This window comes from Streptomyces sp. 8K308, from assembly GCF_004348315.1.
Classification (GTDB): domain Bacteria; phylum Actinomycetota; class Actinomycetes; order Streptomycetales; family Streptomycetaceae; genus Streptomyces.
Map to the genome: position 1 here is coordinate 57,021 of NZ_SMKC01000005.1, position 12,673 is coordinate 69,693.

A 12,673-nucleotide genomic window follows, 5' to 3' on the forward strand; every position below is an offset into this window, starting at 1 on the left:
CGGTGCCGCTCAGCCTCGGCGCAGGTCGAGGTGGGTTGGGGCGTCCCGGTCGCAGTGGAGGCGGTCGCCGATCACGCGCAGGGTGGCGACGTGGATGTCGGTGTGTCGGCCGGGTGGCTCGGGGCGGTGGGTGAAGTAGAAGATCCAGCCGACCTCCTCACCGTGCACGTCCTGGCCGACGACGACGTCGGCGTGGTGGCCGTGGCCGGTGTCGTGGGGGCGCTGGCCCGGGGTGTCGAGGATCAGGCCCTGGCGTTGCCACGTGGACAGGTCGGTGGAGCGGTGTACGCCGAGGCCGTGCCACTCGTCGGTGATCATCCAGTAGTGGCCGCCGAGGGTGAAGACGTTGGGTCCCTCGTGTGGCGGGTCCTGGATGACGGGCCGGGCGGTGCCCCAGGTCGTCAGGTCGGGGGAGTCCGCGGCCCAGGTGGCTGAGCCGTGGGCCTCGTCTTTGAACCACATGCGGTAGCCGCCACCGGGCAGCGGGTGGACGCAGGCGTCGATGACGCGGTCGGAGGACAGCGGCACCTCGCCGAGGTGCCGCCAGGTCTCCAGGTCGTCGGAGGTCAGGTGGTGGATGGTGCGGGCGTGTCCTTCCCAGGTCGAGGGCACTCCCCGGATGTGGGTGAGGAACATGTGGTAGCGGCCCTCGGCGTGGACGATCTCGGGGGCCCACAGCGTGTTGCGCCCGGGATGGGGGTCGAGTCCGGCGGCCACGCCGAGATAGCTCCAGGTGAGGCCGCCGTCGCTCGAGCCGGCCACGCCAATGTCGGTGCCGTGCACCCAGCGGACGCCGGGCCCGTCGTCGCCGGCGCGGCGCTGGGTGTAGAACATGCGCCACGACCCGTCCGGCGCCTCGATCAGCGTCGGGTCGGTGGGCGCGTGGTGCACCGGGTCGGTGTAGAGCGGCGTGCCGGTCGTGGCGTGGCTCATCCCTTGACTCCCCCGGCGAGCAGCCCGCTGATGATGTGGCGCTGGGAGACGACGAAGAAGACCACCATCGGGACGAGGGCGACCACGGACAGCGTCATGAACGCGGGCCAGTCGGTGGAGAACTCCCCCACCGCGCTGTAGACCTCCAACACGATGGTGCGTTTCTCGGGCGAGGAGAGGAACACGTTGGGCAGGATGAAGTCGTTCCACACCCACATCGTCTGGAAGATGCCAACGGTGATCAGGATCGGTCGGATCAACGGCAACACGATCCGCCAGAAGATCTGGAAGACGCCGGCGCCGTCGATCCGGGCGGCCTCGATGATCTCGAACGGCAGCGTGCGGATATAGCCCTGGATCAGGAAGAAGCAGAAGATCGAGCCGCCGGCGTACATGATGATGAGCCCGTTGAAGGTGTCCACGAGCTCGGCGTCCACCAGCGTCCGGTACAGCGGGATCAGCGTGGCCTGGCCCGGCACGATGAACGCCAGCAGCAACAGCACGCCGAAGATCCGGTTGAAGAGCGTGGCGCGCATGATCATGCCGTAGGCGGCGGTGGCGCCGACGAACAGCTGGACCACGACGGCGCCGGCGGTGATGTAGAGCGTGTTGCCGAAGCTCTGCGCCAGCGGGACGCGGTCGAAAACCTCCAGGTAGTTGTCCAGGTAGAGCGAGGTCGGCGGGGCGAGCGGGGAGCTCACCATCTCGTCCTGCGTCTTGAAGGTGTTGACGACGATGTAGTACAGCGGCATCCCGACCAGGCAGGCAAGACCGATCACGACGACGCTCAGCAACGGACGACGGCGCGTCGAGGCACTCTTCACAGCACCCTCCTCTCGATCCGCCGGGAGATCAGCAGTTGACTGAACGACAGCGCCGCGACGGCGAGCGTGAAGAGCACGGCCAGCGCGGAGGCCACGCCGTACCGACCCTGGCCGACGCCGTTGACGATGATCGACTGCGTGATCGTCTGCGTCGCGAAGCCGGGCCCGCCGTTGGTCAGCGTGTAGGGCAGGTCGAACACCTTCAACCCACCGGTCATCAGGAGGAACTGGCTGATCACCATGGCCGGCGTCAGCAGCGGCAGGGTGATGTGGAAGAACCGCTGCCGGGCGCTGGCGCCGTCGATGGTGGCGACCTCGTAGTACTCGGCCGGAATGGTCTGCAGATAGGCCAGGTAGAGCACCGCGTGCCAGCCGGCGCCGCCCCAGACGGCGACCAGCATCACCGACAGCTTGGCCAGGGTGGCGTCCGACAGCCAGGGCACCGGACCGACGCCGAGCGTCGCGTCGAGTACCGAGTTGAGCACGCCGGAACCGAGCGGGGAGAGGATGTACCCCCACACCAGACCCAGCACCGCCATGCTCGGGATCGCCGGGAAGAAGAACACCGACCGGGCGAAGTTCCGCCCGACGAAACGCTGGTTGAGGGCCACCGCCAGCGGGATCGCGATCACGGTGGTCAGCAGCGTCGTGCCGACGGCGAACAGCAGGGTGAAGGAGAGCCCCGCGGTCATCGACGGGTCGGAGAGAATGATCCGGTAGTTCTCCAGGCCAACGAACGCGACGTCGTCGGAGTACCCCGTGAAGTCGGTCAGACTCCAGTAGAAGGTCTGCCCGAGCGGGATGACGAACAACACAATGAAGACGGCGGCCACGGGCACCAGGAACAGCTGGTGCGCGGCGGCCTCCCGCCAACCGCCGGACTTGCCGGTCCGGCGGCGGCGGGCGGTCGCGGAACCGGCGTCGTCGCCGGTGCCGGGCCGCGGCGAGGCGGCGGTGGCGACGGTGGCGGTCATGAGGAGGCGAGCTTCTGGTCCAGCGCCCGGGCCACCTCGCGCGGCGAGATCTCCCCCTGCACCATGCGCTGGATCTGCGCCACCGCCTCGACGTTGAGCACGTCCTCCGCGCGCTGCCAGGCGATCTGCGGCAGGTAGAGGTTGCCGGCCCGGACATCCTCGATGATCGGGTCGAGCGCCTCGTCCAACGGCGGGTCGAAGTCGCTGGTGACCGTGATCGAGCCCTCCGCCTCCTGCAACACCGCGATCCCCTCCGGAGACGCCAGGTACGACAGGAACGTCTTCGCGGCCTCGATGTTCTCGGACTCGGGATTGATCGCGTAGCCGGGGTTCGCCGCGCCCGCCAGATACGGCTCACCGCCCTCCACCCCCGGAATCGGCGCCATCCGGAAGTTCAGATCCGGCGCCGCCTCCCGCAACCCGGGCACGTTCCACGGCCCGGCGATCATCATCGCCACCCGGCCGTTGGCGAACTCCGCTTGCACCTGATCACCGGTGAGACCGACGGTGTCCCGCGTCACCAGACCCTCGTCATACAGCCGGTAGTACTGCTCGAGCAGCGGCGTCCAGTGCTCCTCGAACGTCGCGTCCCCGGCGAAGATCTCGTCGTCCATCGTGTGGCCGATGGAAGCGTCATAGGCGCCGAGGAACGCCGCGAGCACCGTGGGCATCCCGTCCACGGCCTCCAGATACGGCGTGATGCCGGCGTCCTGGAGTTCGGCGCACAGGTCGAGGAACTCCTCCCACGTCTCCGGCGGCGCCTCCGCGCCGACCTCGGCGAGCAGATCCTCGTTGTACAGGATGCCCCCACCCCAGGAACCAAGCGACAGTCCGTAGACCGCGCCGTCCGCCCCATAGGTCTGCTGGTTGAACTCCGGCACGTTCGCCAGGAAGTCCTCACCCGCCAGGTCCAACACGTGACCACCCTCGATGAGGTTGGTCTTGTTCTCCGCGGCGATCAGGAACACATCAGGAGCCGTCCCCGACAACACCCGGGTCTGCAACGCCTGGATGTACTCCGCGACCGGCGGCGAGTACGACGCCTCCACGTCAATGTCCGGGTGGGCCGCCTCAAACGCCTCCAGCACCGGCGTCATCGTCTCCTCCCCGTTCCAGGACAGCAGCGACAACGTGACACCGCCATCGGAGCCACTGCCACCGCCACCACAGCCGGAAACGGCCCATGCGGTGGCCATGGCGAGCGCGGCGGCCAGGTACTTCGAGCGTCTCGACACTGGGACCACTCCTTCGGTCAGGGAGGTGTTGGGGGGGTCGGCGGAACGAGGGGACGACCGGTCGACGGGGCGCGGTGGCCGGAGGATCGGCGACGACCGGCGGGCCGTGATCAACGACTGGGCGGGAGCGCGCGGGGCCGGCCGGCGCCGCGAGGTTGCGGGTGCCACGAGACGCGCGGCGCCTCGGGGCCGGCGACCGCCCGGAGGCGGGGCTTCCGGTGCTCCGGCGGCGTCCGCCGCCGACCGGCGACGGCCGCGTGCCCCAACCGGTTCTCGGCCCACCGCACCGGTGGCCACCCGCGCGAACCGGCGGCGGGAGCGCGACCTCCTGGCCCCAGGGGCATGCCATGGCGCGAACCCGGTCTGAGCAGCGCCAACGCGCATGACGAGGGTCCGGCCAACCGCTCACGTCGCATGTGACCCCCTCTCGTTTATCGTTAAACACGACGGGCTGCGCAGAAGTTTGCACCGGCCTCCGACGAAGTCAAGGGGTTGCGTTCGAATCTGTTGATTCGTGACGTAGTGTGCCGGCACTCACCGCGCGGCCAGCGCCCCGCGACGGAAGCCGCGCGAATATTCGTGACCGCGAACGCACCGGGCCGGCGCCCCCACTCCGAGAGGCGACGCCTGCCCGGACGCCCTGGCGATCCGACCCAATTGGCATGCTCGCGGCCCTTTCCTACGTTCCGAGCGAGCAGTTACATCGATACAAAGGGGCCACCCCATGCGCGTTGGACCCGGCACGGCCGGCCGTGCGGCGCTCTTCGCCGCCCTGCTGGCCCTCCTGCTCGGCTTCGTCGCCGCCCCGCCGCACGCCACGGCGAGCGCGGCGTCCGCCGCCTCCAACACCGCCTCACGATCCGCTCAACCCCGGCCCTTACCCCCGTTTCTGACGTGTTGACGGGGGAGCTACCACCTGACGACGACGCAGGGGAACAGCATCCGGATGTGGCGCTCGCCCTCGCTCGGCACGCTGCTCGCCGCCGAGCCGGTGACGGTGTGGACGGACACCGACCCCTCGCGCAACCGGAACATCTGGGCGCCGGAGTTCCACCGCTTCGGCGACCGCTGGTACCTCCACTACACGGCCGACGACGGCGTCGACGAGCACCACCGGCTGTACGTCCTGGAGTCGGAGGGCGACGACCCGCTCGGCCCGTACCACTTCAGGGCCCGGCTCGCCCCGCCCAACCACGCCTCCGACAACGGCGACCCCAGCGTCTTCGTCCACGGCGGCCGGCTCGACCTCGCCTACGCCGGCATCAACCAGTACCAGCACAACGGGCTCAACATCACGCCGATGTCCAATCCCCACACGGTGTTCGGCGACGCGGTCGCCCTTGACGCCGACGGCGGTTGCCCGGAGGTCCGCGAGGGGCCCGAGTTCCTGAACCGCAACGGCAGGATCTGGATGACGTACTCCACCTGCGACACCGGCAAGCCGGACTACCAGGTCTGGATGATGTCGCTGCCCAACGGCGCCGACCCGCTCAGGTCCCGGAACTGGACCCAGCACGCCGGGCCGGTGTTCTCCCGCGCCGACGACCGCGGGGTCTTCGGGCCCGGCCACCACTCGTTCTTCCGCTCGCCGGACGGCACCGAGGACTGGATCGTCTACCACGCGAAGACGACCACCACCTTCACCTACACGAACCGCACCACCCGGGCCCAGCGGATCTCGTGGAACGCCGACGGCAGCCCCGACCTCGGCCGCCCGCTCGCCCTGGGCGCGACGCAGGACCTGCCCTCCGGGGACCCCGGCTCCGGCACCTACTGGATCAACGACGACGGTCGCGCGAGCGGGGACGGCGGCGTGGCCTACACGGGTGCCTGGAACTCGGGCACCGGCTGCGCCACCCAGTGCTTCTGGGGCGACGACCACTGGAGCGACCGGGCGGGGAACACCGCCTCGTTCACCTTCACGGGAACCCGCATCGCCCTGCTGTCCGTCCGCGACACCGGCAACGGCATCGCCGCCGTCAGCATCGACGGCGGTCCGGAACAGCGCGTCGACTTCCACGGCGCGATCCGCGTCGGCGAGACCCTCCAGTACCTCAGCCCCCGGCTCCCGTAGGCCGCCACACGCTGCGCGTGCGCGTCACCGGGGAACGCAACGCCCAGTCGCAGCCCCTCGTTCGTGAGCGTGGACCGGGCCGAGGGCTACACCCGGTGACCGTTCGCTGCGGCAACGGCTCGTTCGCCGACGACGGTGCCCCGGCCACCGCCTCACACCGTCAGCCGCGTTCGGCTGCCACGATCATGAAGTTGGGGAGGTGGACGTAGCTCTCGATGCCGGGGGTGGTGGCCCGCGCCTCCCGTGCGACGGCGGGGTCGAGCCCCGGCTCGGCGAGTTCGCGGAGTCGGCAGCCGAGGGCCGCGAGTTCGTTGAGGTAGGCGGAGATCGGGCGGTGGAAGTCGGAGGCGTGGGCCAGGGCGATCTCGTACTCCTCCAGATACCTGTCGAGGCGGTACGCGCCGTGCCTGCGCCAGGTGGACAGCAGTTGTTCGAAGGCCGGGTGGTTGACGGAGAGGACGAACAGCCCGCCCGGCCGCAGGGCGCGCACGCAGGCGCGCATCGCCGGCTTCCAGTCGGGGATGACCTGCAGCACCATGCTGCAGACGACGGCGTCGAACGGTGCGCCGAGGTCAGGCAGCCGGGTGAGGTCGGCCTTGACGTACTCGATGCCCTGGCCCAGGGCGCGCTCCTGCTCCAGGGCGTAGGTGAACATGCCGTCGGTGGGTTCGACGCCGACGACGCGGGCATGGCGGTCGGCCAGCATGCGGCTGAGGTAGCCATGCCCGCATCCGGCGTCCAGGACGCGGCGCCCGCGCACGTCGCCGAGCATCCGCAGCAGTACCGGGTTGACGAGGTGGCGCTTGGCGAAGTCGCCGTCGGGCTCCATCGCCTCCATCGCCTCGCGGGGAAGGGTGTTCCACCGTCGGATCGCGGCGTCGTTCGTCGATGGGGTGGTCACCGGGGCAGCGTAGTGCGGGCGGCGGTGGGTGCGGGGCGCATGACTCGGAGGTCGTCGCCCCAGGCGTCCAGCGTCGCACCGTGGCCCGCCGCCCTCGCCTCGGGCTCGACCCGGGCGAAGAGCCGGCGCTGCTCGTCGACGTCGCCGGTGACGGCGATCCGTCCGATGGCCGCGAGCAACGGTCCCGCGTCCCAGCCGGGCAGCGGGAACCGTTCGAGCTCCCATGCCAGGTACTTGTTGTAGGGGCGTGGGCGGCGGTCGAGGGCGAACAGTGTCTCCAGCAGGAAGCCCAGGCTGTCGGTCGCGTCGAGGTGGCTGGCGAGCGGGTGGCCGTCCCGGGCGTTCTTGACCGATCGGTAGAGGGAGTTGGCGTAGGCGTCCAGGTAGCCGGCCGCCGCCCGGTGCGCCTCGTCGGCGTCGAGCAGGCCCTTGGCGGCGACGATCTTGGCGATCTCGCCGTCGAGTCGGTCGAGCAGGACCCTGGCCCGGGCGAGGGCGTAACGCTCCCAGCCGCCGAGCCGGCGGAACGCCTCCAGGTCGACGACCACGAGATCGAGTTCGGCTGACCGGTGGCCGTGCAGGCCGGCCAGCTCGGTGTCCGCCCCGTCGGCGACGACGACGTACACGTCGTGGTCGGAGTGGCGGGTCGCCATGCCGTCGTGCGCGTGGGACCCCTTGAGGACGAGTCCGACCACGGCCGGGTCGGCGGCGGCGCGGGCGGTGAACGCCTCGTAGGACAGCGAGGGTTGTGCGCTCATAGGTGATCTCCGGTTCTCCGGTCAGGACGGCGGGTGAGCGTGGGCAGGTGGCGCCGCCCTCGACGTCGTGCTGAGGCGAGGGGGGCACTCCGTCCGCGGCGGTCGGTGCCGCCGCCCTGGTGATCAACGCACCCCCGTACCCTAGCCGGCGCTCAGTGGCCCGCTCCAGCCCGTGTCGGGGTACGGGGACGGGACGGCGCGGCTTGGCCGGGATACTTGCGGCTTGTCATCGATCCCCCTCCCGAGCCGGAGCGCGCCGCGACGACCGTGGGCGGGCACCGTCTGACCTATCTCGACTTCGGCGGCGCCGGCCGTCCGCTGTTGGCCCTGCACGGTCACTTCGGGGAGGGCCGCCGCTGGCCCGGCGTCTCGGCCGGGACTGGCGGGTCATCGCCCTCGACCAGCGTGGGCACGGCTACCCCGACCTCCCGTCCGACTTCTCCCGCGCCGCCTACGTCGAGGACGCGGCGGGCGTCCTGCGGAACCTGGGGGTCCGGTAGGCCGTGGTGCTCGGGCATTCGCTCGGTGGCGTCAACGCCTACCAGCTCGCCGCCCGCCACCCGGGCCTCGTCCGCGCGCTGGTGATCGAGGACATCGGCGCCGAGGTCGACGACGATCTGTCCTTCAGCCTGTCCTGGCCGCGCCGGTCCCCCACCCGGGCGGCGCTCCTGGCGGCACTCGGTCCTTCGAGCTACCTCGTGGACGCGGGTGCGGGAGTACGGCGACGGTTGGGGGCTCGCCTTCAGCCCGCAGGACATGAACGCCTCACAGCGGCAGCTCAACGGGGACCACTGGTCCGACTGGCTCGCCACCGACCGCCCCGCCCTGCTCGTCCGAGGCAGCCGCAGCTCGGTGCTCGGAGCCGGGCACGCGCGCGCGATGGTGGCGCGGCGCCCGGGCGCCCGGCTGGTGGAGCTGCCGGCCGGCCACACCGTGCACGAGACCGTCCCGGACCGGTTCGCCGTGGCGGTACGGGGGCTCCTCGACGCGCTGTGACTCCGGCCCGGGGGATGATGTGCTCGCCCGGGAACCGGCCGCCGAACGCGAAGAACGTCAGATAGCTGCCGATCGTGGCGAGGAACACGAGCGCCGCCCGGCGCTGCGGCTGACGCGTCGGCTTCTTGACGGGCGCGGTTCCGCGAGCCGCCCACGTGGCGCGAGCTGTCGGCCTCGTGCCGGACCGCGTCGGGAAGGGGTTCGCCTAGGTCCTGTCCGGGCGATCTTCGAGGATCGGCCCGCGCGTCAGACGCGGTGCTCCCCCAGGCTTCGTCCGGGTGGGGGTGCCAAGCCTGGGCGAGTCGCGGGCCCGAAGAAGATCGGCAGGACAGGGCCTAGCGCTCACCGGCACGGTGTTCCGGCAGCGGGGCGCGGAGCCAGTCCTCGACGTGGGCGAGGACCTCGGACGCGCGTCGGCGGGCCCAGCGGATGTGGTGGAAGCCGCCCGGGTCGCCGGCTGGCGCGGGTATCCGCCGCAGCGTGGCCGTGCCCGGCGGCAGGCGCTCGGCGAGTCGGGCGACGCTGGCGCGGCTGACCAGGGCGTCGCCCTCCAGCGCCAGCAGCAGGGCCGGGGCCGTGAGGCGGGCGAGGGCGGTCTCGTAGTCGGTGGGGTCGCCCAGCAGTCGGTAGACGCCGTGGCGGGCCTCGTTGGCCCAGTCGTACATGAGGGTGCGGGGTTGGCGGCCGGCGAAGCCCATGCGGTCGCCGGGGAAGTATCCCAGGGTGGCGGTCAGGGCGCGCACGGTGGCGACCTGGCCGCGGCGGAGGACGCGCGGGCCACACCCCCTGACCGTGGTGGGGCTCGAGCTGCCGCTGGCGATGGTGACGACGCGGGAGGCGCGCACCCGTCCGGTGGCCGCGGCGAGCAGGCTGAGTTGGCCCCCGAGGCTGTGGCCTGCGAGGGCGAGCTCGCGGGCGGCGGCGAGCGGGGTCTGCCGCACCGCGGCGGGGAGGTCGGCCAACAGGGTGGCGTAGCCGAAGTCGTTCCGGCGCAGCTGCCGCCGGCCGCTGAGCGGCATCCCCCGGAGTTCGAGCCCGACGATGTGCCGGCCTCGGCGGGCCCAGGTGTCGAGCAGCGGCCGGTAGTAGGAGATGGGCACGCCGAGCGCGGGCAGGAAGAGCAGCGAGGCTCCGGCGGACGCGTGGTCCGCGCCGTACTCGTGGGCCACGCCGCGGCTGCCGTCGCCGCGGACGATCTCGTGCCGCAGGGGTGCCGGCGGGGCCGGCGGGGTTCGCGCGGGGTCCATGGGCGGTCCGTTCTACTCGGAGGGTCGGTCACGGGTGGACGAGGCGAGCGCGCGGTCGGCGGCGCGCTCGAAGGCGAGGACGAGGCAGCGGATCGCCAGGGGGCGCAACTGTTCGACGACTCTGGCGAGTCGAGCCGCCTCCTGGTCGGTGCGCGCGCCGTCGCGGAAGTCCGCCCAGAGCTCGCCGCGGAAGAGGTCAGAGAGCTCGTCGGCCACGGCACCGGCGTGCCCGTCGATCACCGTGGCCGCCTGCCGCAGGAACCGCGTGGGAACGGGCAGGTCGAGCAGTTCCACGCCGACCGCGAGTGCCGAGGGCGAGACGCGGAAGCGGTCGTCGGCCGTGCGGACCACCAGCGTGAGGCCGGTGAGGGTCGCCAACTCGGCCTCGCCGAGTGCGCGTCCGGCCAGCCGTTCCAGTTCGGCGCGGTCGACGTCCAGTTCCTCGGGCGGCTGCCAGGGCGTCAGCAGGGCGCGGTGCACGGCCAAATCCCCCGGCGTGGCGTTCGGCGGGATCCGGGCCAGGCACTGCCTGATGCGGCTCAGGCTGAAGCCGTAGTCCTGGAGCTCCCGGGCGAACTCGAGCCGCGTCCGGTGGGAGGCGTCGTAGTAGGCGACGCGCCCGCGGCGGATCGGCGCGGGCAGCAGACCCTCCCCCGCGTAGAACCGGACGGTGCGCACGGTGACCCCCGTGCGGCGCGCCAGGTCGTCGATGGTCATCAGGTCCTCGTCCGGCTCGGAACCCGGCATGCGCGCCCCCTCGTTCCACTCCGGTGCCGCCGCCGATGACAGTACAACTGGCACAGTCGAGGTGTCGAGACGGCGGAGCGGGCCGGGGCGGCCTGGTCACTCCGCGATGTGGAGTGTCACCCCGGCCGCCGCGCAGCGGGCCGGGGTGTCCTGGGGGGCGGCGGCGTCGGTCACCAGGGTCCAGGAGGTGGGGAGGCGGGCCCAGGCCGGGGCGTCGCGGACGGCGAGCTTGGTCGCGTCGGCCAGGACGACGACGTGCCGGGCCCGGGCGGCCACGCGTTCCTTGACCGCGGTCTCCTCCAGGGTGGGCTCGCCGACGCCCCGGGCCGGGTCGACGGCGTCGGCTCCGAGGAAGGCGACCTCGAACGACAGCCGGTCAAGGGCCAGGTCGACCAGGGGTCCGACCAGGCCGTGGCTGAGCGGCAGGATGCGGCCGCCCAGGATCACCACCTCCCAACCCGCCGCCCCGACCAGGATGTTGGCGGTCTCCAGGCCGCGGGTGACCGCGAGCCGGCCGCCCTGCTCGGCGGCCAGCGTGCGGGCGAGCGCGGCGCAGGTGGTGCCGGCGTCGACGAACACGGCGCCGGTGGCCGGGACGAGTGGCTCGGCGGCCGCGGCGATGGCCGCCTTGGCCTGGCGGTTGAGCAACGCGCTCTCGGCCACCGGCCGTTCGTGGAACGCCTCGGGGACGACGGCGCCGCCGTAGGTCCTGGCCACCTTGTGGTCAGCGGTGAGGCGGCCCAGGTCGCGGCGGACGGTGGAGGGTGACACGGAGAGCGCGGCAGCGAGTTCCTCGACCCGGGTGGTACCGCCGCGCAACAGCGCGAGCAGCGCCTCGTGCCGTTCGCGGGTGCCGCGCCTGGTGGTCGGTCGGGTCACCTGTCCTCCGTCTGCCGGGGTTCCGGGGTGGCTCAGCGCTCGCGGCCGTAGGTCTCGCGGATCAGCGGCACCGAAGGGCTGTAGTCCACCGCCGCCTGGTAGGCCGAGAGCATGGTGCCGTGGTCGGCCCGGCCGCTGCCGGCGATGTCGAAGGCGGTGCCGTGGTCGACTGAGGTCCGCAGGATCGGCAGGCCGACGGTGACGGAGATGGTCCCGGCGAAGTCGTACGTCTTGGCGGGGATGTGGCCCTGGTCGTGGAAGTGCGAGAGCACGCCGTCGAAGCGCCCGGTGAGGCCCTGGTGGAAGACGGAGTCGGCGGGCACGGGACCCGTGACGTCGAGGCCGGCGGCGCGGGCCTCCTCGCAGGCGGGGCCGATGTGGACGATCTCCTCGTCGCCGAAGGCGCCGTTCTCCCCGCCGTGCGGGTTGACGGCGGCGACGGCGAGTCGTGGGCGCGGGACGCCGAAGACGCGCAGGGCGGTCTCGGCCTCACGGATCGAGCGGCCCACGCGCTCGCTGGTGAGCTGGTCGAGTGCGGTGCGCAGCGCGACGTGCCGGGTGGTGAAGAAGATCCGCAGGTGGTGTCCGGGGACGGCGGTGTTGCGGACGACGAACATGGTGTCCTGGCGGGTGACGCCGGTGAGTTCGCCGAGCATCTCGGTGTGCCCGAGGTGGCTGGATCCCGCCTGCCAGATGGCCTCCTTGTTGATGGGGGCGGTGACGATGCCGTCGACCGCGCCGTCCAGGGCGGCGCGGGTGGCGGTCTCGATGGCGGCGACGGCGGCCCGCCCGGCGCGGGCGTCAACGGTGCCCCAGTCGGGGAGCGAGCGACCGAGGACGCCGGTGTCGAGGACGTCGATCACGCCGGGTCCCGCGGGCGGGGTGGCGAAGTCGGTGACCGCGCGCACCTCCACGTCGAGGCCGGCGGCGCGGGCGCCCCGGCGCAGTGCCTCGGCGTCGCCGACGGCCACGCCGTGGTGGCCGTCCTGAGTGGCGGCGTCGGCGAGGGTGCGGGCGGTGATTTCGGGGCCGATGCCGGCCGGGTCGCCGAGGGTGAGAGCGAGGACGGGGGTGGTCATGCGGTGCTCCTCGGATGGGTCGCGGG

The 12,673-nt window shown here is 72.1% G+C and carries 12 protein-coding genes and 1 pseudogene; 2 read left to right on the plus strand and 11 right to left on the minus strand.

The annotated features are described in order from the left end of the window. Nucleotides 1-9 precede the first annotated feature (9 nt). Genes E1265_RS01860 through E1265_RS01875 form a run of 4 tightly spaced genes read right to left on the minus strand, consistent with a single transcriptional unit; the run spans nt 10 to nt 3,966 of the window. Nucleotides 10-933 (minus strand): family 43 glycosylhydrolase, encoded by a 924-nt coding sequence (locus E1265_RS01860; protein ID WP_132928415.1) that lies wholly within the window; start codon nt 931-933, stop codon nt 10-12. Next, on the minus strand, nt 930-1,757 hold the full coding sequence (locus tag E1265_RS01865) for a carbohydrate ABC transporter permease (protein WP_207930917.1): 828 nt from the start codon (nt 1,755-1,757) through the stop codon (nt 930-932). The genes E1265_RS01860 and E1265_RS01865 overlap by 4 nt, the downstream gene beginning before the upstream one ends. Continuing rightward, on the minus strand, nt 1,754-2,731 hold the full coding sequence (locus E1265_RS01870) for a sugar ABC transporter permease (protein WP_132928416.1): 978 nt from the start codon (nt 2,729-2,731) through the stop codon (nt 1,754-1,756). The genes E1265_RS01865 and E1265_RS01870 overlap by 4 nt, the downstream gene beginning before the upstream one ends. Continuing rightward, nucleotides 2,728-3,966, minus strand: a complete 1,239-nt coding sequence (locus tag E1265_RS01875; RefSeq protein ID WP_132928417.1) for an extracellular solute-binding protein — start codon at nt 3,964-3,966, stop codon at nt 2,728-2,730. The genes E1265_RS01870 and E1265_RS01875 overlap by 4 nt, the downstream gene beginning before the upstream one ends. Nucleotides 3,967-4,690: 724 nt before the next feature. Between E1265_RS01875 and E1265_RS01880 the strand changes: the two are divergent. Next, a pseudogene (locus E1265_RS01880) lies at nt 4,691-6,139 on the plus strand (family 43 glycosylhydrolase). A gap of 61 nt (nt 6,140-6,200) precedes the next feature. Here the strand turns inward: E1265_RS01880 and E1265_RS01885 are convergent. The 3 genes from E1265_RS01885 to E1265_RS40570 all read right to left on the minus strand — a co-directional run bounded on the left by E1265_RS01885 (nt 6,201) and on the right by E1265_RS40570 (nt 8,457). Beyond that, nucleotides 6,201-6,941: a class I SAM-dependent methyltransferase gene (locus E1265_RS01885; protein WP_243740464.1), complete on the minus strand. Its 741-nt coding sequence runs from the start codon at nt 6,939-6,941 to the stop codon at nt 6,201-6,203. Next, nucleotides 6,938-7,699: a hypothetical protein gene (locus E1265_RS01890; protein ID WP_132928418.1), complete on the minus strand. Its 762-nt coding sequence runs from the start codon at nt 7,697-7,699 to the stop codon at nt 6,938-6,940. The genes E1265_RS01885 and E1265_RS01890 overlap by 4 nt, the downstream gene beginning before the upstream one ends. Before the next feature lie 335 nt (nt 7,700-8,034). Further along, the gene (locus E1265_RS40570; protein WP_347877141.1) at nt 8,035-8,457 is read right to left on the minus strand and encodes a hypothetical protein; all 423 of its coding nucleotides are present in this window, start codon (nt 8,455-8,457) and stop codon (nt 8,035-8,037) included. On the opposite strand from E1265_RS40570, the gene E1265_RS40575 reads away from it, so the two are divergent. Further along, a complete protein-coding gene (locus tag E1265_RS40575) occupies nt 8,456-8,695 on the plus strand; it encodes a hypothetical protein (RefSeq protein WP_347877142.1) in 240 nt (79 codons plus the stop codon). The genes E1265_RS40570 and E1265_RS40575 overlap by 2 nt on opposite strands. 335 nt (nt 8,696-9,030) lie before the next feature. On the opposite strand, the gene E1265_RS01900 is transcribed toward E1265_RS40575, so the two are convergent. From E1265_RS01900 to pdxA, 4 genes are all read right to left on the minus strand, one after another. Further along, nucleotides 9,031-9,942 carry an alpha/beta fold hydrolase gene (locus E1265_RS01900; RefSeq protein ID WP_132928419.1) on the minus strand — a complete coding sequence of 304 codons (912 nt, stop codon included), beginning with the start codon at nt 9,940-9,942 and terminating at the stop codon, nt 9,031-9,033. A 12-nt stretch (nt 9,943-9,954) separates the two neighbouring features. Then, complete coding sequence (locus tag E1265_RS01905) at nt 9,955-10,689, minus strand: MerR family transcriptional regulator (RefSeq protein WP_132928420.1); 735 nt, start codon at nt 10,687-10,689, stop codon at nt 9,955-9,957. 96 nt (nt 10,690-10,785) lie between these two features. Then, nucleotides 10,786-11,568 carry a DeoR/GlpR family DNA-binding transcription regulator gene (locus E1265_RS01910; RefSeq protein WP_132928421.1) on the minus strand — a complete coding sequence of 261 codons (783 nt, stop codon included), beginning with the start codon at nt 11,566-11,568 and terminating at the stop codon, nt 10,786-10,788. Nucleotides 11,569-11,600: 32 nt separating this feature from the next. Then, nucleotides 11,601-12,647: a 4-hydroxythreonine-4-phosphate dehydrogenase PdxA gene (gene pdxA / locus E1265_RS01915; protein ID WP_132928422.1), complete on the minus strand. Its 1,047-nt coding sequence runs from the start codon at nt 12,645-12,647 to the stop codon at nt 11,601-11,603. Nucleotides 12,648-12,673: the final 26 nt, after the last annotated feature.

What these genes read in the sequence shown, in the direction of transcription:
- E1265_RS01860 (WP_132928415.1), bottom strand. Translation starts at nt 933, where the DNA reads ATGAGCCACGCCACGACCGGCACGCCGCTCTACACCGACCCGGTGCAC.
- E1265_RS01870 (WP_132928416.1), bottom strand. Translation starts at nt 2,731, where the DNA reads ATGACCGCCACCGTCGCCACCGCCGCCTCGCCGCGGCCCGGCACCGGC.
- E1265_RS01890 (WP_132928418.1), bottom strand. Translation starts at nt 7,699, where the DNA reads ATGAGCGCACAACCCTCGCTGTCCTACGAGGCGTTCACCGCCCGCGCC.
- E1265_RS40575 (WP_347877142.1), top strand. Translation starts at nt 8,456, where the DNA reads ATGAACGCCTCACAGCGGCAGCTCAACGGGGACCACTGGTCCGACTGG.
- E1265_RS40570 (WP_347877141.1), bottom strand. Translation starts at nt 8,457, where the DNA reads ATGTCCTGCGGGCTGAAGGCGAGCCCCCAACCGTCGCCGTACTCCCGC.
- E1265_RS01900 (WP_132928419.1), bottom strand. Translation starts at nt 9,942, where the DNA reads ATGGACCCCGCGCGAACCCCGCCGGCCCCGCCGGCACCCCTGCGGCAC.
- E1265_RS01905 (WP_132928420.1), bottom strand. Translation starts at nt 10,689, where the DNA reads ATGCCGGGTTCCGAGCCGGACGAGGACCTGATGACCATCGACGACCTG.
- pdxA (WP_132928422.1), bottom strand. Translation starts at nt 12,647, where the DNA reads ATGACCACCCCCGTCCTCGCTCTCACCCTCGGCGACCCGGCCGGCATC.